Origin of the sequence: Nonomuraea glycinis, assembly GCF_014646515.1 — a bacterium.
Lineage (GTDB): Bacteria > Actinomycetota > Actinomycetes > Streptosporangiales > Streptosporangiaceae > Nonomuraea > Nonomuraea glycinis.
The window spans coordinates 113,991-139,927 of record NZ_BMNK01000017.1 but is presented as its reverse complement, the minus strand read 5'-3'; the positions used below and the strand labels follow the sequence as shown (position 1 = coordinate 139,927).

The window sequence follows — 25,937 nt, the reverse complement described above, 5'->3', positions numbered from 1 at the left end:
GTGCGGGGGTTGGTACTCGCTACCGGGATTCACCAGGGACTCCAGGGGATTGCCATGACTTGCGGTGAAACATGCTAGTCATCCGGCTTGCGAGACGCTTGCGGTGACTCATCCCCGCAACGCGGTCGAGACCATGCGGGCGGTGGCGAGCACCGGCTTCTGGTCGACCTTCGAGGACCGCTTGGCGTCCTCCTCGTGCCAGACGACCTCGGCGAGCAGGTTGCTGGTGCGCAGCAGCACCGTGCTGTCGGCACGGCCCTCGTCGGGGGCGCCCATGGAGCGCTCGAAGGTGCTCTGCACGATCGCCGCCTCCCCCACGTCGCGCACGTCGCTGACGGGGCCGACGGACTTGCGGAACGCCACGCCCTCGGTGCCGCCGCGGACCGTGCGCTCGTTGGCGAAGCGCAGCGCGGCCACCTCGGGACCGCCGAAGTCACCGGTCGGCTGCTCCGCCCAGGTCCGTACGGTGATCGAGCGGACGCTCCTGGAGCCCTGGTGCACCTGCCACCGGCACTCGCCCTCCCGGGTCGCCGCCCGCCTCGCGGTCCCCTTGAGCAGCTGGGCGGCCTGGGCGTCGGTCAGCAGCTCGCACGGGGCCGGCGCGGCCGCGAACCTGCCGGGATCCTCCTGGCCGAGCACCGTCAGGCCGTACCAGCCGCCCGTGCCCAGCAAGGCGACGGCGGCGAGCACCGCCGGAACGAGCCACCAGCGGCGGCGCGAGGAGGCGCCGGGCGCGGGAGAGGCGAGCACGGCGTGCAACTCCTCGCGCACCTGGGCGGCCGTGGGGCGGGCGGCCGGATCCTTGGCCAGCATCGCCGTCAGCAGCCCGCCGAGCCGCCGGCCTGCTCTGACCGGCGGCGGCGGCTCGTGCAGCAGCACCGCGGCGGCCACGGCGGCGGGCCCCGCCCGCTCGAACGGCGCTCGCCCCTCCACCGCCGTGTAGAGGCTGGCGCCGAGCGACCACAGGTCGGAGGCCGGGCCGGAGGGGTGCTCGTTGAGCCGTTCCGGCGCCATGTAGCCGGGCGAGCCGGCGCTGCCGTACTTGTCGGCCCGGCCGCCGATCGGGACCGCGATGCCGAAGTCGGTGAGCATCGCCGAGCCGTCGGCGTCGAGCAGGATGTTGGCCGGTTTGACGTCCTGGTGCACGATGCCGTGGGAGTGCGCGACCGACAGCGCCGACAGCACGCGCAGGCCGACGCGGGCCACCAGGTCCGGCGGCATCGGGCCGTGCTCCTTGATCACCTTGTCCAGGGAGCGGCCCGCGATCAGGTCCAGGATGATCCACGGCTGGCCCTCCTCCAGCACGACGTCGTGCACCAGGACGATGGCCGGGTCGCGCAGCCGCCCGGCGGACCTGGCCTCGTGGATGGCCCGGTCGGCGAACTCGGCCCGCTCCCGCGGCGTCAGCTCCCGCGGCACGGTGACCTGCTTGACCGCGACCTGCCTGTGCAGCGTCTCGTCGTGCGCCCGCCAGACCGTGCCCGCGCCGCCCTGTCCGAGGCGCTCCACGAGGCGGTAGCGGCCGGCGAGCAGGTAACCCTCAGCCCGCATGGAGTAACGCCCGCTCGCTCGCCTGAGCCGCCTTCAGGGCCGTCTGCTTGATGTCGTCGTCGCTGGGCCGGTCGGCGAGCGTGGTGTATTCGACGCTCACCACCAGATTGGCCAGGCGGTAGAAGACGACGGCGGAGAGCATCCGGCCCGTGGGGCCCTTCAGCTCGTAGGTGAAGGCCTCCTCGCCGACGCCCCCGATGGCCCGGACCGGGGTGCGCGTCACCGGCTGGGCCTTCGTGACGCCGATCTCCGGCCAGATCCACTGGGCCCTGTCGTTCTTGGCCCAGTAGCGGTGCTGGTTGCCGAACAGGGTGCGGGCCGACTCAGGGCTCATGGCCCACGGATCGCGGGTGTCGGAGTCCTTCTGCACCTGCACCTCCATGCCTCTGCCCGGCGTGGTCCAGCCGCACTGGGGGCCGAGCTCGTCGGCGCTCGCCTTGCCCGCGGGCGGCTGCTGGGTGCGCAGCAGCAGGCCGACGTCCTCCTGGCCGAGGAGGGAGCACACGTTCAGCGGTACGGTGAACGCCGCAGGCACCCCGTTGTCCCGATTTTTCAGGATCAGAACGACGGCGGTGGCCGCCGCGGCCACGACCAGCACCGCCGCTACGGCGGCGAGCCACAGCAGAGGCCCGTGACGCCGCCTGACCGGGCGCGGCGCCGTCGGCACGTGGTGCACCGGCAGGACGGCGGGCAGACCGGCGGCGGCCTGCCGCAGCGGCTGGATCATCGCCGGCGCGGCGGGCCTGGCCGCCGGATGCGCCGCCATCATGGCCGCCAGCAGCGGGCCGAGCGGCCCCGGCGCCACCGGCAGCGGCTGGGTCAGCGTCGCCCTGATCCGCTCGGCGGCGGTGCCGCTGTAGGCCGCCGTGCCCGTCACCGCGAGATAGAGGGTGGCGCCGAGCGACCACACGTCGCTGGCCGGCCCGCCGGCCTCGCCCTCCAGCCGCTCGGGCGCGATGAACCCGGGCGAGCCGATCGTCATGCCCTGCTCGGTCAGCGTCGCCTGGCCCTCCTGCCTGGCGATGCCGAAGTCGGTGAGCACCACTCTGCCGCTGTCGGTGAGGAAGACGTTGCCCGGCTTCACGTCGCGGTGCTGCAGGCCACGCGCGTGCGCGGCGGACAGCGCGTCGAGCATGTCGGCGCCGATCCTCGCGACGTATTCCACCGGCATCGGGCCGTGCGCCTGCACCGCCTCGCCGAGGGTGCGGCCGCGCAGCAGCTCCATGACGATCCAGGGCCGATCGTGCTCCACGACGACGTCGTGCAGCGCCACGATGCCCGGGTGCCGCAGCTGGGCCATCGCCTGGGCCTCGCGCACGGCCCGGGTGACCAGCTCGGCCCGCTCCTTGGGGGACAGTCCCTCGGGCAGGGTGAGCTCCTTGACCGCCACCTCGCGGTCGAGCATCTCGTCCCTGGCCAGCCAGACCCGCCCCATGCCACCGCTGCCCAGCGGCTGCATCAGGGAGTAGCGGTTGGCGAGTCTTCCCCCGGACATAAAGGGAAGGGTAACGAAGGTTCAAGCCGAATAGTTATTCGCGGCGGCGGCGCAACTGTCGGTCGCCGTGTCTATGGTCTTGGATCGTGGAACCGGTACAAGGCACCCTCGATGAGCTCGGCACTCCGCTGAGTGACGTCACCTTCGTCGTGTTCGACCTCGAGACGACCGGCGGTTCGCCCGCCGAGCACATGATCACCGAGATCGGCGCGGTCAAGGTGCGGGCGGGCGAGGTGTTAGGGGAGTTCTCCACGCTGGTCGATCCCGGCGGGCCGATCCCGCCGTTCATCTCCGTGCTGACCGGCATCACCGACGCCATGGTGGTGGCAGCGCCGCGGATCGAGTCGGTGCTGCCGAGCTTCCTGGAGTTCATCCGCGGCAGCACCCTGGTCGCCCACAACGCCGGCTTCGACACCCGCTTCGTCAAGGCCGCCTGCGCCGCGCACGGCTATCCCCCGCCGGCCAACCCGGTCGTCGACACCGTCGACCTCGCCCGGCGGGTGCTGACCCGCGACGAGACGCCCAACGCCAAGCTGTCCACCCTCGCCCGGTTCTTCCGCAGCCCCACCGATCCGTGCCACCGCGCGCTGGAGGACGCCAGAGCCACCGTGCACGTGCTGCACGGCCTCATCGAGCGGGCGGGCTCCTTCCAGGTGCACACGCTCGAAGAGCTCAAGTCGTTCGTCCGCGCCCCCACGCCCGAGCAGCAGAGCAAGCGCCACCTGGCCGAGTCGGTGCCGCACTCCCCCGGCGTCTACCTCTTCGAGGACGAGCGCGGCGAAGTCCTCTACATCGGCAAGAGCACCAACCTGCGCAACCGCGTGCGCTCCTACTTCACCGCCGGCGAGACCAGGCCGCGCATCCGCGAGATGATCGGCATCGCCGAGCGGGTCCGCCACATCGTCTGCTCGACCGCGCTGGAGGCAGAGGTCAGGGAGCTGCGCCTGATCGGCGGCGCCAAACCCCGCTACAACCGCAAGTCCCGCTTCCCCGAGAAGGTCGTCTGGCTCAAGCTCACCGACGAGCCGTTCCCGCGCCTGTCGATCGTGCGCGAGGTCAGGGACGACGGCGCCGCCTACCTCGGCCCGTTCTCCAGTGCCCGGCTCGCCGACGACGCCCGCAACGCGCTGCACGAGGCGCTGCCCCTGCGCCAGTGCACCCAGCCCATCACGGCCCGCACCCGCCGCACGGCCTGCGTGCTGCACGAGATGGGCCGCTGCGGCGCCCCGTGCGAGGGCAAGCAGAGCCAGGCCGACTACGCGGTGCATGTGGAGGCCGCCCGCCGCGCGATGCTGCTCGATGCCTCCCCCGTCTATCAGGCGGTCTCGGCCCGCATGGAGCGCCTGGCGGTCGAGCAGCGCTACGAGGAGGCGTCCGTCGACCGCGACCGGCTGGCCGCGTTCGTCCGCGCCGCCGCCCGCATGCAACGCCTCACCGCGATCACCGCCATCCCGCAGCTCGTCGCCGCCGCCCCGGCCTTCGACGGCGGCTGGGAGATCCACGTGATCAGATACGGCAGGCTCGCGGCGGCCGGCGTCATGCCCCGTGGCGCCCACCCCACCCCCTTCGTCGCCTCGCTCACCGCCACCGCCGAGGCTGTCATCCCCGGCCCCGGCCCGGTGCACGCGGCCAGCGCCGAGGAGACCGAGTGCATCCTGCGCTGGCTGGAGTCCCCCGGCGTGCGGCTGGTGGAGGTCGACGGCCAGTGGAGCCTGCCCGCGCGCGGCGCCGCCCGCCACAAGGCCCGCATCGACCTCGCCTACCGCGGCCTCGACCAGGCTCGCGGCCGGGAGGGGCGTCCTCTGCGGTGATTCGATACAGTTGGTCCCATGGTCACGGCAATCGTTCACATCAAGGCCGAGGTGGACCGGATCCCGGAGGTCGCTGAGACGATCGCCGAGATCGGCGGCGTCAGCGAGGTCTACTCGATCACCGGCGAATACGACCTGCTGGCCATGGTGCGAGTGGCCGCCTACGAGCAGATCGCCGAGGTCATCCCCGGCCGGCTCAACAAGGTCCCCGGCGTGCTGCACACCGAGACGCACATCGCCTTCCGCACCTACTCCAAGCACGACCTGGACGCGACCTTCTCCATCGGCTTCCCCGAGTCCGACTGACCCCCGCCCCACCCGAGCCCCGCGTCCCGTGACGCGGGGCTCGCGACTCTGGGCTCGCGGCGCGTTCGCTCGACTCCGTGCGCCCGGCCTCCGCAACCCCGCGTGCCGTGGCGCGGGGGTTCCGGCGTTCCTGTTCCGAGCGGGTCGAGCCTGCGGAAAAGGAGCGGGCCCGGACGACTTTCCGTCGTCCGGGCCCGTTCCTTCGTGGCAGTCGTCTCAGTGGGTCAGAGACTTGTCCTCGCCGGACGTGACGGCGGCGTGCTCCTCGTCGTGAGCGTGGTCGCCGTCGAGCGGGATCTTCTCCCCGCCGTACGTCTTGGACATCTTGGCGCGCAGCTTGCCCAGCGGGCCACGCATGCCCTTGGGCGGGATGCCCGCGGGGTCCTCGGCCACAGGCAGCGTGAGCACCGCCTCCTTGCCTCGGATGTGCGCCTCGATGTCCTCCGCCGGGGGCGTGTGCACCTCGATGAACTCGCCGTGCGGCAGACGCTTGATCACGCCGGACTCCACACCGTGGTGCAGGATCGCGGCGTCGGAGCGCTGCAGGCCCAGGCAGATCCGGTACGTGATCGCGTAGGCCAGCACCGGAGCGACGAACACCAGCACCCGGCCGACGTAGGTCGTCATGTTCAGGTTGATGTGGAAGAACGCCGAGAGCTCGTCGTTGGCGCCCAGCAGCCAGAACACCCCGTAGAACGTGATGGCCGACATGCCGATCGCGGTGCGGTGCGGGTTGTTGCGCGGACGCTCCGCGATGTGGTGCTCGCGGTGGTCGCCGGTGATCCACCGTTCGAGGAACGGATAGAGCGCCAGGCCGGTCATGATGAGGCCCAGAGGCGCCAGCGCCGGGATGATCACGCTCAGTGGCAGCGTGCCCATGTGGGAGGTGCCGAACAGGTTCCACTCCCAGGCGGGCATGATGCGCAGCGCGCCCTCCAGGAAACCCATGTACCAGTCGGGCTGGGAGCCCGCCGAGATGTCCGCGGGTGTGTACGGTCCGAACAGCCAGATCGGGTTGATCTGGGTGAACGTCGCGAGCCCGGCCACCACGCCGAGCGTGAACAGGAAGTAGGCGCCCGCCTTGGCCATGAAGGCCGGGTAGAACGGCGCGCCCACCACGTTCTCGTTGTTGCGGCCCTTGCCCGGCATCTGGGTGTGCTTCTGCACCCACATGAGCACCATGTGGGCGCTGATGAGGGCCAGCAGGATGCCAGGGATGAGCAGGATGTGCAGCGAGTAGAACCGGGAGACGACATCAGTGCCCGGATATTCGCCGCCGAACAGGAAGAACGTGACGTACGTGCCGACCAGCGGCAGCGAGATGGCCACACCCTCGGTGATCCGCAGACCGGCGCCGGAGAGCAGGTCGTCGGGGAGTGAGTAGCCGGTCAGGCCCTCGGCGAGAGCCAGCGTCAGCAGCAGCACGCCGATGATCCAGTTGATCTCGCGCGGCTTGCGGTAGGCGCCGGTGAAGAACACCCGCAGCATGTGGACCATCATGCCCGCGACGAAGAGCAGGGCCGCCCAGTGGTGCATCTGCCGCATGAGCAGTCCACCACGGACGTCGAAGCTGATCTCCAGCGACGACGCGTAGGCCTCGGACATCATGACGCCCTGGAGCGGGGCGTACGAGCCGGCGTATTCGATCTCGCCCATGCTCGGCTTGAACCAGAACGTCAGGAACGTGCCGGTCAGCAGCAGGATGATGAACGAGTAGAGGGCGATCTCACCCAGCAGGAACGACCAGTGGTCGGGGAACACCTTGCGCAGGTTGCGCTTGAAGAAGTTGGCCCCGCCGAGGCGGGCGTCGAGGGCGTTAGCCGGTCCCGCGATGCCCGGGGGGACCTCGTTCAGGTCACTCATGCCTGGCCTCCCTTGGCCCTGGCCTCGGCCTCGGCGTCGCCGCGCTCCCAGAAGCTGGGACCGACCGGCACCGCGAAGTCGCCCTGCGCGACGAGGTAGCCCTGGTCGTCGACGGAGATCGGCAGCTGCGGCAGAGGCCGGGCGGCCGGCCCGAAGATGACCTTGGCGCCGTCGGCGGCGTCGAACGTCGACTGGTGGCAGGGGCACAGGATGTGGTGGGTGGTCTGCTCGTACAGAGCGGCCGGGCAGCCCACGTGCGTGCAGATCTTCGAGTAGGCGACGATGCCCTCGTGCGTCCAGTTCTTGTTGACGCCGGCCTTGAGCTCCTCGGGGCGGAACTTGATGAGGATCAGCGTGGCCTTGGCGAGGACGTTGAGGTCGTGCTCGTAGCCCTCGGGCACGATCGACAGGATGCCGCCCGGCGAGTTGAAGTCGGCCGCGCGGATCGGCTGGCCGGTGCCCTCGACGACGAGGCGCAGCGGCTTGCCCTCCTTGTTCTTCTCGCCCCAGACCGTGTGGCGCAGCAACTTGTTGAAGTTGGCGCCGGTCATCTTGCTGTTGTCGAGGTCGCGCAGCAGCACCAGCGGGATCAGGCCGAGCGGCGCGGCGGCGAGCAGCAGCGTGCGGCGCAGCAGCTTGCGCTTGACGAAGCCGCTCTCGTTGGCGCCCTGCACGAACGTGTCGGCCACCACGGCGCGGTCGGCCACGGCGGAGGCCATCTCGTGGCGCTCCTGGACCAGCGCGTACTTCGGCATGATCCGGCGGACCCAGATGACGATGCCGACGGCCAGCCCCAGCACCGCCAGCGTCAGGGTGCTGCCGAGCGCCAGGTTGGACACGCCCGTCGCCTCCGGGCTTCCGACCTGGAAGACCACGTAGGAGATGATGAAGGCGACGGCCGCCAGGAAGGTGATCGTGAAGCAGAGCGCCACGATCTTCTCGGCGCTCCGGGCCTTCTGCTCGTCCTGCAGGATGACGCCGGGAGTGGTGTCGTCCTGCGGCGGACGCGCCTCCGTCTTGGTCTCCACCTCGCCGAGCATCGAGGTGCCCGGGCCGGGGGTGCCGATGACGCGTCTGGGCACGCGGTCATCCGGCTGCTCGATCTCGTGCTCGTTGTCTGTCATGACTTCTGTCGCTTCTTCGCGGTGATCCAGATGGCGGCGAGCACGAGGGCGAAGATGCCCACGATCCACGCGACGAGACCTTCGGTGACCGGGCCGATGCGCCCGAGACCGAAACCTCCGGGATCCTTCTGCTCACGGACCTGGGTGATGTAGGCAATCATGTTGCGCTTCTCTTCGGGCGTGATCGTCGAGTCGTTGAACACCGGCATCGCCTGCGGGCCGGTGACCATCGCCTCGTAGATCTGCGTGGGAGAGGCGTTGTTCAGGTTGGGGGCGTACTTGCCCTGCGTGAGGGCGCCACCCGCGCCCGCCCAGTTGTGGCACTGGATGCAGTTGGCGCGGAACAGCTCGCCGCCCTTGCCGGCATCGCCGAGCTTGGCGTCGACCTGTTCGTGGCCGGGCACCTGCGGACCGCCGCCGAGCGACTGGACGTAGGCGCCGATGTTCTTGATGGCCTCCTCGTCGACCCACTGGGGCAACGGCTTGCTGGGCACCTGAGCGCCCGGCTGACCGGCCGGCATGCGGCCGGTGCTCATCTGGAAGTCGACGGACGCGGCGCCGACGCCGATCAGCGTGGGTCCCGTCGACGTGCCCTCGGCGTTGAGACCGTGGCAGCTGGAGCAGTGCGCGTCAAAAAGACTCTTGCCCTTCGCCACGTCGTCCACCTTGCCGGACGCGAGCGCCGCGTCCGCGGGCTTGCTCACCTGCACAAAGGCGGCGTATACCATCCCGACTAGCGCCAACGCCAAAATCAGGACGGCATATCTCGCGAGGGGATGCCGCCGCCAAGCGGTGATCCTGGTCACAGAGATCCCGTTCCTTACCGAATGATGTAGATGGTCGCGAAAAGACCGATCCAGACGACGTCGACGAAGTGCCAGTAGTAGGACACGACGATCGCGCTGGTGGCCTGCTCATGCGTGAAGCGCTTCGCGGCGTACGTACGTCCCAGCATGAACAGGAACGCGATCAGCCCACCGGTCACGTGCAGGCCGTGGAAACCTGTCGTGAGGTAGAACACCGAGGTGTAGGGGTTGGCGGACAGGGTCGCGCCCTCGCTCGCCAGCTCTATGTACTCGTAGATCTGACCGGCGACGAAGACGCTGCCCATCAGGAAACTGACGATGTACCAGAAGCGGAGCTTGGCGACCTGGCCCTTCTCCGCGGCCCACACACCGAGCTGGCACGTCACACTCGACAGCACCAGGATGATCGTGTTGACCGTCGCGAACGGGATGTTCAGGTGAGCCATGCCCTCGGCGGATGCTCCCGCGGGCAAGAAGGAAGGCCCCCATTCGATGCCTTGGCCCTCGCTCACCGACCGGATGGTGAAGTACATCGCGAACAGCGCCGCGAAGAACATGAGCTCAGAGGACAGCCAGACGATCGTCCCGACGCTGACCAGGTTGGGTCTGCGGAACGGCTGTGCTGTCGTCGTCGAAGTTATTGCGGATGCTGTCGCCACGGGCAGCATTATTGCGGCTTCTCTGGTCGGTCCTTCGCACGACCCCCCGTTAGGGGGAAGAAACTTGCAGCAAGCTGGGATAATTGGGGCAAATCGCCTCGGCTGAGGTGACGGCCTGGGACTGCACCCCGCACCACCGGTACGATCCCAGGTGACCATACCGCTACGACCGATAGTGAGCGCGACCGTGAGCACCGACGACACGATGAGGGTCCTCGTCTACAGCGACGACGCCGCCACCCGTCAGGAGGTCCGGGAGGCGATCGGCCGGCGTCCGGCCGCCGACGTCCCCTTCGTGGAGATCGTGGAGTGCGCCACCGAGCCCAAGGTCCACCAGTGGCTCGCCTCCGGCGAGATCGACGTGGCCGTGCTCGACGGCGAGACCCAGCCCGCGGGCGGCATGGGCGTCGCCCGCCAGGCCAAGGACGAGGTCTACGACTGCCCGCCCATCTGCCTGATCATCGCCAGGCGGGACGACCGCTGGCTCGCCGACTGGTCCAAGGCCGACGCCGTCGTCCCCCAGCCCCTTGAGCCCATCGTGCTGGCCGACACCGTCGCCGACCTGATGCGCCGCCGTTCCTCCAGCCGACTCAACGCCAAGTAGGTGCCTTCTGTGGACACGCGGACGACCTGGCCCGCCCTGCTCTCGGCTCTTCTGTCCGGGGAGCACCTGTCGGCCGACGAGACGGCCTGGGCGATGCGGGAGATCATGTCCGGCTCAGCCACCTCCGCCCAGATCGCCGCCTTCGCGGTCGCGCTGCGCGCCAAGGGCGAGACCGTGGCCGAGGTGGTGGGCCTGGCCCGCACCATGCTGGAGCTGTCCACTCCGCTGCACGTCGAAGGCCCGGTCGTCGACGTGGTCGGCACCGGCGGCGACCGCGCGCACACCGTGAACGTCTCGACGATGGCCGCCATCGTGGCCGCCGCGGCGGGCGCCCGCGTGGTCAAGCACGGCAACCGCGCCGCCTCGTCCTCCTGCGGCGCCGCCGACGTCCTGGAGCGCCTCGGCATCCGCCTGGACCTCTCCCCGGAGCAGACGGCCCAGGTGGCCGATCGGGCCGGCATCGCCTTCTGCTTCGCCCCCGTCTACCACCCCGCCCTCCGCTTCGCCGGTCCCACCCGCAGGGAGATCGGCGTCCCCACGATCTTCAACTTCCTGGGCCCGCTGACCAACCCCGCGCGCCCCGCCGCCCAGGCCATCGGCGTCTTCGACGCCGGCATGCTGCCCGTCCTGGCGGGCGTCTTCGCCGAGCGCGGCGTCTCCGCCCTGGTCTTCCGCGGCGACGACGGCCTCGACGAGCTCACCATCGCCACCACCTCCACGGTGTGGGTGGTCAAGGACGGCGCCGCCACCCAGACCACCTTCGACCCGGCGGTCCTCGGCATCCCCCGGGCCGACGCCGACGCGCTGCGCGGCGGCGACGTCGACTTCAACGCCCAGGCGGTGCACGACCTGGTCCGCGGCGTCACCGGCCCGGTCCGCGACGCCGTCCTGCTCAACGCGGCGGCCGCGCTGGTGGCCCTCGACGGCCCCGGCGACGACCTCGACTCGGCGATGATCGACGGCTACGCCCGCGCCGTCCAGGCGGTCGACTCCGGCAACGCCTCCGCGACCCTCGACCGCTGGATCGAGGTCAGCGGCTCCTTCCCCGCCGCCTGACACCCCGCACCCGTCCAGGCCGTACGACTTCGAAGTCGTACGGCCTGCACGCGCCCCTGCCGGGAGCCCCTCGAAGGCGCCCCCAGAGCCGCAGGATCGACCTCAGGAGGAGAAGGACAGGGTGGGGCCGTCCTTGAGTGAGCTCCACTTGAGCCACTCCTTCCAGGTCTCCTGCCAGTGCCCCCACCCGTTGGTCGGCTCAAGCTTCCTGGGCGAGCCCGTGATGATGATCGGGTCCCCGATCAGCGTGTTCGCGATGAACCACGCGGCGTTCGCCGGGCTGACGTTGACGCAGCCGTGGCTGACGTTCGCGTAGCCCTGGGAGCCCACGGACCAGGGCGCGCTGTGCACGTACTCACCGCTGTTGGAGATGCGGACGGTGTTGTAGACGGTGAGGCGGTAGTAGCCGGCCGAGCCGGGGCCGATGCCGGGCGAGGTCATGACCGTCACCGGCTCGCGGGACATGGCCAGGTGGATGCCGGAGGTCGTGTAGTACTTCCACTGCCCGCCCTGGCCGGCGCTCATCGGCATCACGCGGACCTTCTTGCCGTCGCGCCGGACGGTCAGGACGTGCTCGTTCGTGGTGCCCTTGGTGATCTGCGAGCGGCCGATCCTGAAGTCGACGGCGAGGTCGCGCTTGCCGTACACCCCCTTGCCGGCGTGCACGCCGGCGAAGTGCGCCTCGACGCGGACCTTGGTACGGGCCGGCCAGTACTTCCTGGGCCGGAAGTCGAGGTGACGGTCGTCGAACCAGTGCCAGGCGCCCTCCACGGGCCTGGAGGTGCGGACGGTGAGGTTGCGTTCGATCGCGACCCGGTCGGTGATGGGCTGGTCGAAGGCGATCATGATGGGCATGCCGACGCCGACGGTCAGGCCGGTGTCGTACTTGTTCGGCGTGATGTGCTCGACGTCGAAGCTCGTGACCGCCTTGGCGGTGGCGAAGGTGGTCGTCTGCTTCTTCTCCTTGCCCTCGGCGTTGACCGCGACCGAGGTGACCGTGTAGGTGGCGCCGGGGCGGGCGGTGCCGGTGCTGCGCCAGCGGGTCCGGTCACCGCTGAGGGTGCCGGGCAGCGCGCCCGCCTTGCCGCCGCGGACGGTGACGCTCCTGAGCGTGCCTCCACGCACCGCTACGACCACGGGCTGGTCCGTGGGCACCTGGGCCGACTTGTCCAGCGGCAGGACCTCCACAGAGGCGTCTGGGGCCTTGACCGCCATGTTGTCCGCCTGGCCGGCGAAGCCGGAGCACGCCGTCAGCACCACCAAGGCCAGCAGGCCGGCTGTTCGATACGCAACACGCCCCACGAGCAGTCTCCGTCCGAGTCGAGCTGATTCACCTCCCTTATTACCCTGAGTGATCGAATGACCACATCCGCACCCCGGTAAAGAACACCAAAAAACGGGCGTCCCTCCAGAAGAGGGACGCCCGTTGTGTGGAGCCTCAGTGCGAGAAGTGACCCCGGTAGTACTGGAACACGAATCCGATCATCGCGAGGATGATCAGGAACAGCCCGATCAGGAACATCCAGAAGCCGATCACGAACCCGGCGAAGGCGAAGGCCGCCGCCAGGCAGACGAACAGCGGCCACCAGCTGTGCGGGCTGAAGAAGCCGATCTCACCGGCCCCGTCGCTGATGTCGGCCTGCTTGTTGTCCTCCGGCTGGTCCCCGATGCGCCGCGCGGTGAACATGAGGTAGTAGCCGATCATGAACGCGAAGCCGACCGAGATGGCCATGGCGGTGGTGCCGACCGGCTCACCCGTGCCGGTGGCCGCCTTGGTCCAGAACCAGTAGGCGACGTCGACACCGGCGAAGAACAGGCCGCACAGCAGGAACAGCCAACCCTGAACCTTCATCAGGCCTCAACCTCCACGGGGGTCTTGGCGGACACGTGCGGGTACTTCATGTCGAATGCCGGACGCTCGGACCTGATCGGCGGCAGCGAGGTGAAGTTGTGCCGCGGCGGCGGGCAGGACGTCGCCCATTCGAGCGAGCCGCCGTAGCCCCACGGGTCGTCGACGGTGACCTTGGGCGCGGTGCGCCAGGTCTTCCAGACGTTGTAGAAGAACGGCAGCGTGGAGGCGCCGAGCACGAAGGCGCCGACCGACGAGATCATGTTCAGGTCGGTGAAGCCGTCGGCCGGGCTGTAGTCGGCGTAGCGGCGCGGGAAGCCGAGCACGCCGAGCCAGTGCTGGATCAGGAACGTGGCGTGGAAGCCGAGGAACAGCAGCCAGAACTGCAGCTTGCCCAGCTTGTCGTCGAGCATCTTGCCGGTGAACTTGGGCCACCAGAAGTAGAAGCCGGCGAACATCGCGAACACCACGGTGCCGAAGACCACATAGTGGAAGTGCGCCACCACGAAGTAGGTGTCACTGATGTGGAAGTCCAGCGGCGGCGAGGCCAGGATGACACCAGTCAGACCGCCGAGCAGGAACGTCACCAGGAAGCCGATCGAGAACAGCATCGGCGACTCGAAGCTCAGATGGCCACGCCACATCGTGCCGATCCAGTTGAAGAACTTCACGCCCGTCGGCACCGCGATGAGGAACGTCATGAACGAGAAGAACGGCAGCAGCACCTGCCCGGTCGGGAACATGTGGTGCGCCCAGACCGTGATCGACAGGCCGGCGATCGAGATCGTCGCGCCCACGAGGCTGATGTAGCCGAAGATCGGCTTGCGGCTGAAGACCGGCAGGATCTCGGTCACGATGCCGAAGAACGGCAGCGCGATGATGTAGACCTCTGGATGCCCGAAGAACCAGAACAGATGCTGCCAGAGCATCGCCCCGCCGTTTTCCGGGCTGAAGATGTGGGTGCCGAACTTGCGGTCGGCCTCCAGCGCCAGCAGCGCGGCGGCCAGCACCGGGAAGGCCATCAGCACGAGCATGCTGGTGAGCAGGATGTTCCAGGTGAAGATCGGCATCCGGAACATGGTCAGGCCGGGGGCCCGCATGCAGATGATCGTGGTGATGAAGTTGACCGAGCCGAGGATCGTGCCCAGGCCGCTCAGCGCCAGGCCCATGATCCACAGGTCGCCGCCGATCCCCGGCGAGCTGATCGCGTTGGACAGCGGCGTGTAGGCGAACCAGCCGAACGAGGCCGCGCCCCCGGGGGTGAAGAAGCCCGACAGCGCGATGAGGCTGCCGAACAGGAACAGCCAGTAGCTGACCATGTTGAGCCGCGGGAAGGCGACGTCAGGGGCGCCGATCTGCAGCGGCATCAGCTCGTTGGCGAACCCGGCGAACAGCGGGGTCGCGAACATCAGCAGCATGATCGTGCCGTGCATGGTGAACAGCTGGTTGAACTGCTCGTTGCTCACGAACTGCAGCGCGGGCTGCGCCAGCTCGGCCCTCATGATCAGCGCCATGATGCCGCCGATGAGGAAGAAGATGAACGACGTGATCAGGTAGAGGTGTCCGATGACCTTGTGATCGGTGGAGGACAGCCACTTGGTGATCACCATGCCCTTGGTGGTGGGCCTGGTTCCTGGTGTCGTCGAGATGGGCTCTTGGATGGCGGTCACTGGGCGCTCCCAGCCTGGTTGGACGCGAGGTACCGGTCGAACTCGTCCTGCGGGACGAGCTTCACCGAGAAGAGCATGCGGCTGTGGTCGACCCCGCACAGTTCGGCGCACCGGCCGGCGTAGACGCCGGGCCTGTCGAGCGTGTCGACCTCGAAGAACCGGCCGGGGCTGTCCTTCGGGATGCCGGGGATGATGTCGCGCTTGAACAGCATCTCGGGCACCCAGAACGAGTGGATGACGTCATCGCTGTTGAGCTCGAACCGGACCTTCTTCTTCACCGGGAGCACGAGCTGCGGACCCTGGTGGTAGTCGCTCACCGGCAGGCCGGTGACCGGCGTGGTCTGCTTGCCCTGGACGGTGGTGGTGAAGCGCCAGCTCCACTGGAACGCCTCCACCTTGACCGTGACGTCAGGGTTCTTCGATTCCGCGGTGAGCACCTCGCTGTCGCGGGCGGTGAAGAAGAAGAAGACCGACACCATGACGAGCGGCACGAGGGTGTAGAGCATCTCGATCGGCAGGTTGTAACGCACCTGCGGCGGGAGCTCGGCCTTGGCCTTGCGCTTGGTGTGGAAAATGCACGCCCACACGATCAGGGCGATGACCACGAAGCCGGTGGCCAGCGCGGCGATCCACGCTCCGTTCCACAAGCTCTGGACCACGCCGGCCTGCGTAGTGATGTGCCCCGGCAGGAGGCCACGTTCCAGATTGGCCTCGGGAACGTCATTAGCACACGCCGTAGCGGAGGCCAGCAGCAACGCCAGAGCGGCGGCGCGTGGCACTCTGCGACGGGCCAACGAACGCCGCGTCGAACGGCGGGTCGGACTCACGGATCGCCTACCCCACAGATGAAGCCCAGGAGTCTTCTCCTGAGCGCTCGTATTTCACGATGGACAGCTGAATGCAGACACATTAGCGCGCAACGCCCTTGCCCTCCCGCGCGCCCCCTCGGTGGCGCGCCGCGAGTGGGACGATGGGTCTCGTGGCGTACTTTGACGCGGCCTCCACCGAGCCGCTGCACCCCCAGGCACGCGAGGCGCTCCTGGCGGCGATCGACGTCGGCTGGGCCGATCCCGCGAGACTCTACAACCAGGCCCGCCGGGCTCACCTGCTGCTGGAGCAGGCCCGCACGGAGGTCGCCGAGGCGCTCGGCGCGCGGCCTGACGAGGTCTCCTTCACCTCATCGGGCACGCAGGCGGTGCATCTCGGCGTGCTCGGCACCCTACAGGGCAGGCGGCGCGTAGGCCGCCATCTGGTCACCAGCGCGGTCGAGCACTCCAGCGTGCTGCACGCCGCCGCCCTGCACGAGCGCGACGGCGGCACGGCCGAGACCGTGGGCGTCGATCTGCTGGGGCGGGTGGATCCGGCCGTCTTCACCGAGGCCGTCGCGCGGCCGGACACGGCCCTGGCCTGCCTGCAGACGGCCAACCACGAGGTCGGCACCCTCCAGCCGGTGGCCGAGGTCGCCGCGGCCTGCCGCCGCAACGGCGTCCCGCTGCTGGTCGACGCGGCGCAGACGGCGGGCCGGATGCCGGTGCCCGCGGGCTGGTCGGTGCTGACGGCCAGCGCGCACAAGTGGGGCGGCCCGCCGGGCGTGGGCGTGCTCGCGGTGCGCAAGGGCACCCGGTTCCGCTCGTACCTGCCGGAGGACGAGCGGGAGCGCAAGCGGGTGCCGGGCTTCGAGAACGTGCCGGGCATCGTCGCCGCCGCGGCGGCCCTGCGGGCGATGACGGCGGAGGCTGCGCAGGAGCGTTCCAGGCTCTCCGCCCTCGTCGACAAGATCAGACAGACCGTGCCCAAGGTCGTCCCCGACGTCGAGGTGATCGGCGACCCCGTCGAACGGGCCCCGCACATCGTGACGTTCTCCTGCCTGTACGTCGACGGCGAGGCGTTGCTCACCGAGTTGGACAAGGCGGGATTCGCGGTCTCGTCCGGAAGCTCCTGCACCGCTAGTACGCTTCGACCATCGCACGTCCTGGAAGCGATGGGCGTGCTCACACATGGCAATGTCCGGGTGTCACTGCCCAGGGGCGCTTCCGCGGCCGAGGTGGACCGATTCCTCGCCGTGCTGCCCGAGCTGGTGCGCCGAATCCGCCAGGACGCAGGAGTCACATGACCGAGACCACCCAGCCGGCACTGACGGTCGACGCGCTCGGCAAGAAATGCCCCATCCCGATCATCATGCTCGCGGAGCAGATCAATCACGTCCCGCTCAACGCCGTGGTGGCCGTCCTGGCCGACGATCCCGCGGCGGTCACGGACGTGCCCGCGTGGTGCCGGCTCAAGTCACACCGGCACGTGGGCTCCTACGAGCTTCCCGAGGGTGGCTGGGCGATTCACGTACGACGTAACTACTGACGGGCCCCGCCGCGGTGGCGGCGGGGTCGTCGGCGGGGAGCGGTCAGGGGTGGTAGCAGCGGACGTGGTCGGCGATCTGCGCGGCGGCCTCGGCTCCATAGGCGGCGCTGAAGCGCTCCATGAAGGCCCGCTGGCCGAGCTCGTACTCCTGGCCGCCGACGCGCTCGAGCACGTGCGTGGCGGTCAGGTTGCCGATCTGGCCGCACCGCTCCAGCGGCAGGTTCCAGGCGAGACCGGCCAGGAAGCCGGCCCGGAAGGCGTCGCCGACGCCGGTCGGGTCGGCCTTGCCGTTCTCGGGGGCGGGGGCCACGTGAAGGGACGGCTCGCCCTGGCGGTCGATGACGGCGCCCTTGGGGCCGAGCGTGGTGACCCGGACGCCCACCCGGCTCAGCACCTCCTCGTCGGACCAGCCGGTCTTCTGCTCGATGAGGCCCTTCTCGTAGTCGTTGGAGAACAGGTAGGCGGCCCCGTCGACGAGCTGGCGGATCTGCTCGTCCGCCATCCGCGCGAGCTGCTGGGAGATGTCGGCGGCGAACGGGATGCCGCGGTGGCGGCACTCGTCGGTGTGCCGCAGCATGCCGTCGGGGTCGTTGGGGCCGATCAGCACCAGGTCGAGGCTGCCCGCCCGGTCGGCGACCGGCTGCAGCTCGATCAGCCGCGCCTCGGCCATCGCGCCGGTGTAGAAGGAGGCGATCTGGTTGTGGTGCTCGTCCGTGGTGCACAGGAACCGGGCGGTGTGCTGGGTCTCGGAGACGTGCACCGAGTCACAGTCGACGCCGTGCCGCTCCAGCCAGGAGCGGTAGTCGGCGAAGTCGTTGCCGACCGCGCCCACCAGGATCGGCTTCAACCCCAGGCAGGCCATGCCGAAGGCGATGTTGGCCGCGCAGCCTCCGCGACGGATCTGCAGGTCGTCGACCAGGAACGAGAGCGACACCCGGTCCAGTTGCTCGGCGATCAGCTGGTCGCCGAAACTGCCGGGAAAGGTCATCAAATGGTCTGTCGCGATGGAGCCGGTGACGGCGATGCGCACGGGATTCTTCTTCCTCGTTGTCAGCAAGCCAATGAGCCCCAAGAGAATACGCGAAGGTCCCGCCCGCACAAAGGCGGAGCGGGACCTGCGAGACGACCTCTAGCTCGACTGCGGCTAGTTGAAGGAGTCGCCACAGGCGCACGAGCCGGTGGCGTTCGGGTTGTCGATGGTGAAGCCCTGCTTCTCGATCGTGTCGACGAAGTCGATGGAGGCGCCCATCAGGTAGGGGGCGCTCATCCTGTCGGTGACCACGCCCACGCCGCCGAAGTCCGTCACGACGTCACCGTCCATCGAACGGTCGTCGAAGAAGAGCTGGTAACGCAGACCGGAACAGCCGCCAGGCTGTACGGCCACGCGCAGCTGCAGGCTTTCCTCGCCCTGCTGCTCGAGCAGGCTCTTGACCTTCGCGGCGGCCGCTTCGGTCAGGATCAGGCCCTGCGTCGTGGTCTCGCTGCTCTCAACCGTCATCTGCTGACTCCCTAACCCGGCTGTCTGTTTTCGACGTCCTGCTATGACGCTACCAACACCCGGCCGGTGCTACACATTCCTCCCTCCCCCCACCCCCGGAATAAATCGCCGGCGGCATGTGTCATCATCGGTATCGTCAGTTAGACGATAAGGGGGTACGGCCATGGCTACCCAGACTGGGCTGCCGCTCTTCGTCCTCGGCCAGGGCGCCGATCCGCACAGTGAGAAGGGCGTGGACTGTCCCGGCGAGCTGCCGCCCGCATCCGACCCGGACCTGGTGGACCGGGCGCGCAAGGCCAAGCAGGCGCTCGGTGACCGGCTGTTCGTGCTGGGCCACCACTACCAGCGCGACGAGGTCATCCAGTTCGCCGACGTGACCGGCGACTCCTTCAAGCTCGCGCAGCAGGCCGCCGCCAGGCCGGAGGCCGAGTTCATCGTCTTCTGCGGCGTGCACTTCATGGCCGAGTCGGCCGACATCCTGACGACGCCCGACCAGAAGGTCATCCTTCCGGACCTGGGCGCGGGGTGCTCGATGGCCGACATGGCCACCTTCGACCAGGTCGAAGAGTGCTGGGAGGCCCTGGAGGACGCGGGCCTGGCCGATCAGGTGATCCCGGTCACGTACATGAACTCCAGCGCCGACATCAAGGCCTTCTGCGGCAGGAACGCCGGCGTGGTGTGCACCTCCTCCAACGCCAAGCGGGCCCTGGACTGGGCCTTCGAGCAGGGCCAGAAGGTGCTCTTCCTGCCGGACCAGCACCTGGGCCGCAACACCGCGGTGCTGGACATGGGCATGTCGCTCGACGACTGCGTGGTGTGGAACCCGCACCGCCCGAACGGAGGGCTCACCCAGGAGCAGCTGGAGCGGGCGCGGGTGATCCTGTGGAAGGGCCACTGCTCGGTGCACGGCCGCTTCACGCCCGAGTCCGTGGACGACGTACGCGACCGCATCCCCGGCGTGAACGTGCTGGTGCACCCCGAGTGCCGGCACGAGGTGGTGCTGAAGGCCGACCACGTGGGCTCCACCGAGCACATCATCAAGACGCTGCAGGCGGCGCCCGCCGGCTCCAGCTGGGCCATCGGCACCGAGCTGAACCTGGTCAAGCGGCTCGCCCAGATGTTCCCCGACAAGAACGTCTCGTTCCTGGACAAGACCGTCTGCTACTGCTCGACCATGAACCGCATCGACCTGCCGCACCTGGTGTGGGCGCTGGAGTCGCTGGCGCTCGGCGAGGTCGTCAACCAGATCACGGTCGACGACGACACCGCCCACTGGGCCAAGGTGGCCCTGGACCGGATGCTCGCCCTCGCCTGACTCTCACCCGAGCCGGTGGCCGACCCCTCAGCCGTGCCGGTGGCCGGCCTCTCGGCCGAGCGGGTGGCCGGCCTCTCAGCGGAACCGGTAGCCGACCCGGACGACGACCGTCAGCGTCTGTCGTCCGGGGCTGACCGACCGCGTGTCCTCCATCGCGGCGACCACCCGCAGCGGCTGCGGTCCCTGCTCGATCTGCTCGCTCACCGAGACGACCCCGCCGAGCCCGCGGCCGGCCAGCTCGGCGTACTGGGCGGCCTTGGCGGCGGCGTCGGCGAACGCCCGGTCCCTGGCCCGCCTGAGCGCCGCGGCCGGGTCGGACACCTCGAACGCCACCCCGTTCAGCCTCGCCTGCTCGCCCACCCCGGCGACGACGTCGATGACCTGGTCGGCCCGCGCCAGGTCGCGGACCACCGCCTCGACGCCCTGCGCCGCCCGGTAGGCCGACACCTGCGGATAGGCGTCGTACTCGGGGCCGAGCGACAACTCGGTGGTGCGCAGGTCCTCATCGGCGATCCCGGCCCCTCGCAGCGCCTCGGCCAGCCGGGCGGCGGCGGCCCTGACCTCGGCGAACGCCTCGGCCGCCGACCGCCTGCGCACCTCGACGCCCGCGTGCAGCCGCATCACGTCCGGCGCGGCGGCGACCGCGCCCTCCCCGATGACGGTGATCTCGGTGCTGTCCAAGCCGACTCCTTCGCTGGGCCCTGGCGGGCTCTGGGTCGATCTAGGGCGTGCCTCTGCTGAACCGGAATGCCATCTTGTCGAACTCCGCCCGCTTGGGCGCCGTCGCCAGCACGCGGACCACCTTGCCGGACAGGTCGATCACGACCGCCTCCCGGCCGGCGCCCTTGCTCCGCCAGACGGCCAGGTGCTCCTCGTCCCACCAGCCGATGAGCCGGTCGCTGGCGAACGGCACGGTCACGGGCTCGGAGTCGTCACCCGAGGTGGACCGCAGGCAGATCGTCGTGCGCGTCGTCGTGCAGTGGGCGAGGAACCGGCTGCCGGACGAGGAGACGTCGTCGCCCTCCACCCACACCGGACTGCCCACGTCCGACAGCGTACGCAGCTCCTTGCCGTTCAGGTCGTAGAACTTCATCTTGCCCCCGACCCAGGTGCCGACCGCCCGGCCGTCGGCGTCCCAGAAGAAGCGCCACTCGCCCGCGCCCTTCTCACGGACCCGGAAGGTGCGCGCGGTGCCGGCCGCCACGTCGACGATGCCGAAGCCGTACTCGACGCTCTCGCCCCCGGTGTTGGTGTACAGCGTGACCAGGGCCAGCTTGCCGTCGGGCGACCAGCGTGGCGTGGTGGGGAAGACCGGGTTGGCGCTGACCTTGATGGCGCGCTTGGTGCCCGCCCGGTGGTCGATGACCGACAGCAGGGCGTACTTGTCGGTGCTGTAGTCCACGTCGGTGCCGAGCGCCTGTGTGCCGTCGCCGTTCAGCGCGTACTCGAAGTAGCGGGTGTCGGCCGTGAAGACGTCCGTGCCCGGCTGCCGGACGTAAAGGTTCTTTCCGGAGTTCATGCTGTACGAGGCCAGCTTGAGCGGGTCGGAATCCCGCTCCTCGATCCGTACCGCGCTGCCCCGCAACTCGATCGTGGTGGGGGTGGCCGGAGTCGAGGTCGGGGTGGGTGTGGGTGAGGGGCTCGGCGTCGGCTCGCGGGACGCGGACGTGTCGGCGGGGGTCGGCGAGGGGGTGGTGCCCGAACTGGCGATGATCCGCGTCGAGACGACCGCGGCGGCGATCACCAGCACGAGCACGCCCGCCGCCGCGACGGCGGCGATCCAGCCGTTGCCGCCCCGGCGGGCCGGGCTGGGCTGCTGGTATAACGGGCGGGCGTGCGGAGGCGGCGGCGGGCCGTGCCCCTGCCACCCCCCAGGACCGGCGGCGGCCGCGCTGCCCTGTTGCAGCAGCCCTGCGGGCGCCCCCATTCCGGGCACGCCGGCCGCCTGCTCCGGCATCCACTGCGTGGGCGCCGTGCGCCCCCCACCAGGAGCCGGCCCGCCCGGCCCGGGAGCGCCCGCAGGGCCGGGCGCACCGCCGACCGGGCCGGAGGCGCCACTGTTCTGGGCAGGGAAGCCACTGTTGGGGGCGGGGAAGCCACTGCTCGGGGTGGAAAGGCCGCTGCTCGGGGCAGGGAAGCCGCTGTTGGGAGCGGGGAAGCCACTGCTCGGCGCGGGGAAGCCGCTGTTCGGCGCGGGCATGGGAGCGCCCGGCCCAGGGGCGAAACCCTCCGGTACGAGGGCGGCCGGCGCGTGGCCGAGCAGGCGCATCAGGGCCTGGCTCGCCGACGGCCGCCGGGCGGGGTCCTTGGCCAGGCAGTCCACCACCAGCGAACGCAGCCCGTGGTCCTCGACGGGCGTGACGTCGGCCTCGCTGTTCAGGATCCGGTTGATCACCGCCGGCAGGCTGTCATGCCCGAACGGGGTGTGCCCGGAGGCGGCGTACAGCAGGGTGCAGGCCCAGGCGAACATGTCCGACGCCGGGCCGGGAGTCGCCTCGGTGAGCTGCTCGGGCGCCATGAACGAAGGGGTGCCGATGGCGCTGGCGGTCAGCGTGGAGGTGAAGTCGAGCGCCCTGGCGATGCCGAAGTCGATGACCCGTGGCCCGTCGGAGGCGAGCAGCACGTTGGACGGCTTGAAGTCGCGGTGCACGATGCCGGCCTGGTGGATGGCGACCAGCGCGGTGACCGTGCCGATGGCCAGCCGGTGCAGCGACGTCCCCGAGCGCGGCCCCTGCGTCCTGACCACCTCGGTGAGGGTGGGCCCGTCGATGTACTCGCTGATGATGTACGGCCGGTCGTGGAACAGCCCGGTCTCGACGACCTGGGCGGTGCAGAACGGCGCGACCCGCCTGGCCAGCTCCACTTCGCGGACGAACCGGACCGACGCCTCGTGGTCGCCCGCCAGGTCGGCGCGCAGCAGCTTCACCGCCACCTTGTGCCCGCCCGGGGCCATGGCGAGATAGACGGTGCCCTGCCCGCCCTCCCCCAGGCGATCGGTCAGGGTGTAGGCCCCCACCGAGGCCGGGTCCCCTGTACGCAGGGGCTCGAGGTCCGGCATGTACATCCCCCATATATCGCTGCTTTTCCCGCCATTCTGGTGGCTGGCGCGGGCGGGCGTCACCTCTTCGGCCTACACGGCGTCGGCGATGGCGGCGGAGGCGAGCGGCTGCACCGGGAAGCGAGCGGCGGGAAGCGGGACGAGTCTGGCGTTGAGCTCCCCGGCCAGCCTCTTGAGGCAGCCGCGCCGTACGTTCGCGCACAGCACGGTCACCGGCACGTCGGGAAAGGCGTGCTCGGACCTGATGCGGCGCAGGTCGGTGGCCATGCCGGGGCGCGCCAGCCACTCCCCCACGGTGGCGGCCAGGACCCGGCCCTTGCGGTGCAGGCCGCGGGCGTCGGCGCGGCCGCACAGCAGCCGGTGCAGGACCGGCCCGGCGATCCTGGCCAGCGCCGTCGCCCCCCAGGTGCCGCCCAGCGCGGGCAGCCACCCGCCGAACGCCCGGCGGAACGACGAGCCGTCGCGCCCTCGACCGGTGCCACAGCTCGGATCCACGAGCACGAGCGCGGACACGCGCAGCGGATGCAGCCGGGCGAACGCCTCGGCGTGCCAGGCGGCCATCGCGTGCGCGATGACGGTGACCCGCTCGGGATGGGCGGGAGCCAGGGCGGCGAGCCTGGCCACCTCCCCGTGCAGGGTGGGCGGCACGGGCGAGGCGGGGCTGAGCCCGAGCCCCGGCCGGTCGAACCTGGTCACCCGGTGCCCGCGCGACAACTCCGCCGCGACGCCGTCCCAGTGGCACCAGGCCGCGGCGGCGCCGGCGGCGATCAGCACCGCGGGCCCCTCGCCCTGCCGCACCACGTGCAGCGGGCCGGGCACCAGCGTGGGCGCGTCGCGGACCAGCAGTCTGAGCGCCACGTACACCAGCCAGACGGCGATCAGCGTCACCTGCAGGCGCTGGGCCAGCCCGGCCAGCTGACCGGCGGCCACGGCGGCGGCGGACAGGGCGGTGAGCAGCCCGGTGAGGCCGGTGACGATCCAGGCCACCGCGGTCCGCCAGCGCCGGCTCAGCAGCACCATGGCGGTCAGCGCGGCGGCGGTGGCCAGTACGCCGGTCACGACGTGCGCGTGGTGCGCCGCCGACCCCGGCGCCCGCGCGCAGGCCGGGGCGCTCAGCGCCGCGCAGTCCAGCGGGAACACGCCGCCGACGACGGTGAACAGGCCGAAGGCCGCCAACGCCAGCCAGCCCGGCCACTCGCGCTCGATCCGGGGCACCACCGCCACCCCGGCCAGGCACGCCAGCCCGGACAGCACGTCGCTGACCCGGAACAGGCGCGTCCACGGCTGATCGCGGGCCGCCAGCTCACCGACGAATCCGTGCGCCCTGTCGACCGCCGGAGTGGTGAACTGGCCGGTGATCCACGCGCAGTACAGCACGGCCGCCGCGATGAAGGCGGAAGCCGCGAGCACGTACAATCTTCGCTCCACGTGATGATTACATCACCGTGTGCCATCAGAACCCTGGAGCGCCCCAGACGGGGAACCAGCGGCTGAGGTCCTCCTCCAGCGGGAGCTCGTCCGCCAGCACTCCCTTGGCCTGGAGCTCCAGGGCGTTGTCCCGCATCTGCCCGGACAGCGGGGCGAACGGGTAGAAGGTGCCGCGCTTGTAGAGGTAGACGATGGCCAGCCGCCTGCCGTCGGCGTCGGCGAACGACACCATCGAGCACAGCAGCGACGGCCCGAACCCGGCCCCCTCCAGCGAGGAGTTGACCGCGTGCAACTCCGTGACCAGGTCCGAGACCTGGTCGGGGGCGCGCCGCACCTCCAGCCAGGTGTAGCCGTAGCTGTCGGTGAACTCCTCCACCCGGCCGTCGAGCAACTGCTTCACCTCGCTCTCCAGCGTGGCGAAGGCCCCGCCCTCGGCCGCTCTGAAGGACACCGAACCGTTGCCGGTGGGCCGGAGCCCGGTGGCCGCCTGCAGCGTCACCGCCGCGGACGGCAGCGCGAACAGCGCGTCGAGGTTGGGGGGAACCGGTTTGGAGCGGCCAAGGATGGCATCGAGCCAGCCCATGACGGTCAGCCCCTTCCGAGTTGGTGGGAGATCTGCGTGAGCTGCTCCAGGCGCCGGTCAAGCGGCGGGTGCGTGGCGAACAGGTTCGCCAGCGTCGTGCCCTTGGCCAGCGCCGGGGCGAAGTAGAAGGCGTTGAAGGGCTCGGCCTCACGCAGGTCGCGGGTCGGGATGCTGGCCATCTCGCCGGAGATCTTGACCAGGGCGCTGGCCAGCGCGGACGGACGCTGGGTGAGCAGCGCCCCGGCCCGGTCGGCGGCCAGCTCCCGATAGCGGGACAGGGCACGGGTGAGCAGGAAGCTGACCGCGTACACCAGGACCGAGACCAGCATGACGATCAGGCCGATCGGCAGCCCGCCCTGGTTGTCGGAGCGGCGGCCGCCGAGGCCGGTGTAGAGCGCCACCCGGGTCATCAGTCCGGCGACGATGCCGAGGAACGACGCGATCGTCATCACGGCCACGTCCCGGTGCGCGACGTGCGACAGCTCGTGGGCGAGCACGCCCTCGAGCTCGTGCGGCTCCAGGCGGCGCAGGAGGCCGGTCGTCACGCAGACGACGGCCTTGCTCTGGTTGCGGCCGGTGGCGAAGGCGTTGGGGACGTCGGACTGCGCGATCGCCACCCGTGGCTTGGGCATGTCGGCCAGCGCGCTCAGCCGGTCGATCAGGCCGTGCAGCTCGGGGGCCTCCTGCGGCGACACCTCCCGCCCGCCCATCGCGTACAGGGCGATGCGGTCGGACAGGAAGTACTGCGCGAGCAGCAGGACCCCCGCGATCAGCAGCACGGCCACCGCCTGGACGCCCAGGGCGACGAGGGCTCCGACGAACACCACGTACAGCAGTCCGAGCAGGAACATCGTCACGACCATGCGGCGGGTCAGACCCGGGTCGGCCGCGAAGCGCGAGCGCACG

At 70.1% G+C, this 25,937-nt stretch carries 24 protein-coding genes; 7 read left to right on the top strand and 17 right to left on the bottom strand.

The features are described from left to right. Positions 1 to 108: 108 nt before the first annotated feature. Together IEY87_RS35995 and IEY87_RS35990 are read right to left on the bottom strand one after the other, a co-directional pair. A complete protein-coding gene (locus IEY87_RS35995; RefSeq protein WP_189143303.1) occupies positions 109 to 1,551 on the bottom strand; it encodes a serine/threonine-protein kinase in 1,443 nt (480 codons plus the stop codon). After that, positions 1,541 to 3,046 (bottom strand): serine/threonine-protein kinase, encoded by a 1,506-nt coding sequence (locus tag IEY87_RS35990; protein ID WP_189143302.1) that lies wholly within the window; start codon positions 3,044 to 3,046, stop codon positions 1,541 to 1,543. The genes IEY87_RS35995 and IEY87_RS35990 overlap by 11 nt, the downstream gene beginning before the upstream one ends. A gap of 86 nt (positions 3,047 to 3,132) precedes the next feature. Between IEY87_RS35990 and IEY87_RS35985 the strand changes: the two genes are divergently transcribed. Then, positions 3,133 to 4,857, top strand: a complete 1,725-nt coding sequence (locus IEY87_RS35985; RefSeq protein ID WP_189143301.1) for a DEDD exonuclease domain-containing protein — start codon at positions 3,133 to 3,135, stop codon at positions 4,855 to 4,857. 18 nt (positions 4,858 to 4,875) lie between these two features. Continuing rightward, a complete protein-coding gene (locus tag IEY87_RS35980; RefSeq protein WP_189143300.1) occupies positions 4,876 to 5,163 on the top strand; it encodes an Lrp/AsnC family transcriptional regulator in 288 nt (95 codons plus the stop codon). Between the two features lie 216 nt (positions 5,164 to 5,379). Here IEY87_RS35980 and qcrB read toward each other — a convergent pair whose 3' ends face one another. The 4 genes from qcrB to ctaE are packed head-to-tail and all read right to left on the bottom strand — an operon-like array spanning position 5,380 to position 9,624. After that, positions 5,380 to 7,026 (bottom strand): cytochrome bc1 complex cytochrome b subunit, encoded by a 1,647-nt coding sequence (gene qcrB, locus IEY87_RS35975; protein WP_189143299.1) that lies wholly within the window; start codon positions 7,024 to 7,026, stop codon positions 5,380 to 5,382. Beyond that, positions 7,023 to 8,150 carry a cytochrome bc1 complex Rieske iron-sulfur subunit gene (gene qcrA / locus IEY87_RS35970; protein WP_189143298.1) on the bottom strand — a complete coding sequence of 376 codons (1,128 nt, stop codon included), beginning with the start codon at positions 8,148 to 8,150 and terminating at the stop codon, positions 7,023 to 7,025. Before qcrA ends, qcrB begins: the two co-directional genes overlap by 4 nt. Next, positions 8,147 to 8,956, bottom strand: a complete 810-nt coding sequence (gene qcrC / locus IEY87_RS35965) for a cytochrome bc1 complex diheme cytochrome c subunit (protein WP_189143297.1) — start codon at positions 8,954 to 8,956, stop codon at positions 8,147 to 8,149. The genes qcrA and qcrC overlap by 4 nt, the downstream gene beginning before the upstream one ends. A 14-nt stretch (positions 8,957 to 8,970) precedes the next feature. Beyond that, complete coding sequence (ctaE, locus tag IEY87_RS35960) at positions 8,971 to 9,624, bottom strand: aa3-type cytochrome oxidase subunit III (RefSeq protein ID WP_189143296.1); 654 nt, start codon at positions 9,622 to 9,624, stop codon at positions 8,971 to 8,973. A 196-nt stretch (positions 9,625 to 9,820) separates the two neighbouring features. Here ctaE and IEY87_RS35955 point away from each other — a divergent pair, with 196 nt between their 5' ends. Further along, entirely contained in the window at positions 9,821 to 10,219 is a 399-nt protein-coding gene (locus IEY87_RS35955; RefSeq protein WP_189143392.1) for a response regulator transcription factor, read from the top strand. A gap of 9 nt (positions 10,220 to 10,228) precedes the next feature. Further along, positions 10,229 to 11,275: an anthranilate phosphoribosyltransferase gene (gene trpD / locus IEY87_RS35950; protein ID WP_189143295.1), complete on the top strand. Its 1,047-nt coding sequence runs from the start codon at positions 10,229 to 10,231 to the stop codon at positions 11,273 to 11,275. Positions 11,276 to 11,377: 102 nt separating this feature from the next. Here trpD and IEY87_RS35945 read toward each other — a convergent pair whose 3' ends face one another. From IEY87_RS35945 to ctaC, 4 genes are all read right to left on the bottom strand, one after another. Further along, positions 11,378 to 12,577, bottom strand: coding sequence for a L,D-transpeptidase (locus tag IEY87_RS35945; RefSeq protein ID WP_189143294.1), 1,200 nt, complete (start codon positions 12,575 to 12,577; stop codon positions 11,378 to 11,380). A 136-nt stretch (positions 12,578 to 12,713) separates the two neighbouring features. After that, positions 12,714 to 13,127 (bottom strand): cytochrome c oxidase subunit 4, encoded by a 414-nt coding sequence (locus tag IEY87_RS35940; protein ID WP_189143293.1) that lies wholly within the window; start codon positions 13,125 to 13,127, stop codon positions 12,714 to 12,716. Continuing rightward, positions 13,127 to 14,734: an aa3-type cytochrome oxidase subunit I gene (ctaD, locus tag IEY87_RS35935; protein WP_189143391.1), complete on the bottom strand. Its 1,608-nt coding sequence runs from the start codon at positions 14,732 to 14,734 to the stop codon at positions 13,127 to 13,129. Before ctaD ends, IEY87_RS35940 begins: the two co-directional genes overlap by 1 nt. Before the next feature lie 56 nt (positions 14,735 to 14,790). Further along, a complete protein-coding gene (gene ctaC / locus IEY87_RS35930) occupies positions 14,791 to 15,573 on the bottom strand; it encodes an aa3-type cytochrome oxidase subunit II (RefSeq protein ID WP_444544172.1) in 783 nt (260 codons plus the stop codon). Between the two features lie 191 nt (positions 15,574 to 15,764). Here ctaC and IEY87_RS35925 point away from each other — a divergent pair, with 191 nt between their 5' ends. Both IEY87_RS35925 and IEY87_RS35920 read left to right on the top strand, forming a co-directional pair. Continuing rightward, a complete protein-coding gene (locus IEY87_RS35925; protein ID WP_225277970.1) occupies positions 15,765 to 16,907 on the top strand; it encodes a cysteine desulfurase family protein in 1,143 nt (380 codons plus the stop codon). Further along, entirely contained in the window at positions 16,904 to 17,149 is a 246-nt protein-coding gene (locus IEY87_RS35920; protein ID WP_189143290.1) for a sulfurtransferase TusA family protein, read from the top strand. The genes IEY87_RS35925 and IEY87_RS35920 overlap by 4 nt, the downstream gene beginning before the upstream one ends. Before the next feature lie 43 nt (positions 17,150 to 17,192). Here the strand turns inward: IEY87_RS35920 and IEY87_RS35915 are convergent, their stop codons facing one another. Both IEY87_RS35915 and erpA read right to left on the bottom strand, forming a co-directional pair. Then, positions 17,193 to 18,179, bottom strand: a complete 987-nt coding sequence (locus IEY87_RS35915; protein ID WP_189143289.1) for a carbohydrate kinase family protein — start codon at positions 18,177 to 18,179, stop codon at positions 17,193 to 17,195. A gap of 114 nt (positions 18,180 to 18,293) precedes the next feature. Continuing rightward, the gene (erpA, locus tag IEY87_RS35910) at positions 18,294 to 18,647 is read right to left on the bottom strand and encodes an iron-sulfur cluster insertion protein ErpA (protein ID WP_189143288.1); all 354 of its coding nucleotides are present in this window, start codon (positions 18,645 to 18,647) and stop codon (positions 18,294 to 18,296) included. Between the two features lie 163 nt (positions 18,648 to 18,810). Between erpA and nadA the strand changes: the two genes are divergently transcribed. Continuing rightward, complete coding sequence (nadA, locus tag IEY87_RS35905) at positions 18,811 to 19,962, top strand: quinolinate synthase NadA (protein ID WP_189143287.1); 1,152 nt, start codon at positions 18,811 to 18,813, stop codon at positions 19,960 to 19,962. 75 nt (positions 19,963 to 20,037) lie between these two features. Here nadA and IEY87_RS35900 read toward each other — a convergent pair whose 3' ends face one another. The 5 genes from IEY87_RS35900 to htpX form a co-directional block, all read right to left on the bottom strand. Then, positions 20,038 to 20,643, bottom strand: a complete 606-nt coding sequence (locus IEY87_RS35900; RefSeq protein ID WP_225277971.1) for an SIMPL domain-containing protein — start codon at positions 20,641 to 20,643, stop codon at positions 20,038 to 20,040. Between the two features lie 40 nt (positions 20,644 to 20,683). Further along, positions 20,684 to 23,020: a serine/threonine-protein kinase gene (locus IEY87_RS35895; protein WP_189143286.1), complete on the bottom strand. Its 2,337-nt coding sequence runs from the start codon at positions 23,018 to 23,020 to the stop codon at positions 20,684 to 20,686. Between the two features lie 72 nt (positions 23,021 to 23,092). Next, positions 23,093 to 24,448 (bottom strand): alpha/beta fold hydrolase, encoded by a 1,356-nt coding sequence (locus tag IEY87_RS35890; RefSeq protein ID WP_189143285.1) that lies wholly within the window; start codon positions 24,446 to 24,448, stop codon positions 23,093 to 23,095. A gap of 25 nt (positions 24,449 to 24,473) precedes the next feature. Continuing rightward, complete coding sequence (gene pspAB / locus IEY87_RS35885) at positions 24,474 to 25,031, bottom strand: PspA-associated protein PspAB (RefSeq protein ID WP_189143284.1); 558 nt, start codon at positions 25,029 to 25,031, stop codon at positions 24,474 to 24,476. A gap of 5 nt (positions 25,032 to 25,036) precedes the next feature. Beyond that, entirely contained in the window at positions 25,037 to 25,936 is a 900-nt protein-coding gene (htpX, locus tag IEY87_RS35880; protein WP_189143283.1) for a zinc metalloprotease HtpX, read from the bottom strand. Between the last annotated feature and the right edge of the window lies 1 nt (position 25,937).

What these genes read in the sequence shown, in the direction of transcription:
- IEY87_RS35995 (WP_189143303.1), bottom strand. Translation starts at nt 1,551, where the DNA reads ATGCGGGCTGAGGGTTACCTGCTCGCCGGCCGCTACCGCCTCGTGGAG.
- IEY87_RS35990 (WP_189143302.1), bottom strand. Translation starts at nt 3,046, where the DNA reads ATGTCCGGGGGAAGACTCGCCAACCGCTACTCCCTGATGCAGCCGCTG.
- IEY87_RS35980 (WP_189143300.1), top strand. Translation starts at nt 4,876, where the DNA reads ATGGTCACGGCAATCGTTCACATCAAGGCCGAGGTGGACCGGATCCCG.
- qcrB (WP_189143299.1), bottom strand. Translation starts at nt 7,026, where the DNA reads ATGAGTGACCTGAACGAGGTCCCCCCGGGCATCGCGGGACCGGCTAAC.
- qcrA (WP_189143298.1), bottom strand. Translation starts at nt 8,150, where the DNA reads ATGACAGACAACGAGCACGAGATCGAGCAGCCGGATGACCGCGTGCCC.
- ctaE (WP_189143296.1), bottom strand. Translation starts at nt 9,624, where the DNA reads ATGCTGCCCGTGGCGACAGCATCCGCAATAACTTCGACGACGACAGCA.
- IEY87_RS35955 (WP_189143392.1), top strand. Translation starts at nt 9,821, where the DNA reads ATGAGGGTCCTCGTCTACAGCGACGACGCCGCCACCCGTCAGGAGGTC.
- IEY87_RS35940 (WP_189143293.1), bottom strand. Translation starts at nt 13,127, where the DNA reads ATGAAGGTTCAGGGTTGGCTGTTCCTGCTGTGCGGCCTGTTCTTCGCC.
- ctaD (WP_189143391.1), bottom strand. Translation starts at nt 14,734, where the DNA reads ATGGTGATCACCAAGTGGCTGTCCTCCACCGATCACAAGGTCATCGGA.
- IEY87_RS35925 (WP_225277970.1), top strand. Translation starts at nt 15,765, where the DNA reads ATGGGTCTCGTGGCGTACTTTGACGCGGCCTCCACCGAGCCGCTGCAC.
- IEY87_RS35920 (WP_189143290.1), top strand. Translation starts at nt 16,904, where the DNA reads ATGACCGAGACCACCCAGCCGGCACTGACGGTCGACGCGCTCGGCAAG.
- erpA (WP_189143288.1), bottom strand. Translation starts at nt 18,647, where the DNA reads ATGACGGTTGAGAGCAGCGAGACCACGACGCAGGGCCTGATCCTGACC.
- nadA (WP_189143287.1), top strand. Translation starts at nt 18,811, where the DNA reads ATGGCTACCCAGACTGGGCTGCCGCTCTTCGTCCTCGGCCAGGGCGCC.
- IEY87_RS35895 (WP_189143286.1), bottom strand. Translation starts at nt 23,020, where the DNA reads ATGCCGGACCTCGAGCCCCTGCGTACAGGGGACCCGGCCTCGGTGGGG.
- pspAB (WP_189143284.1), bottom strand. Translation starts at nt 25,031, where the DNA reads ATGGGCTGGCTCGATGCCATCCTTGGCCGCTCCAAACCGGTTCCCCCC.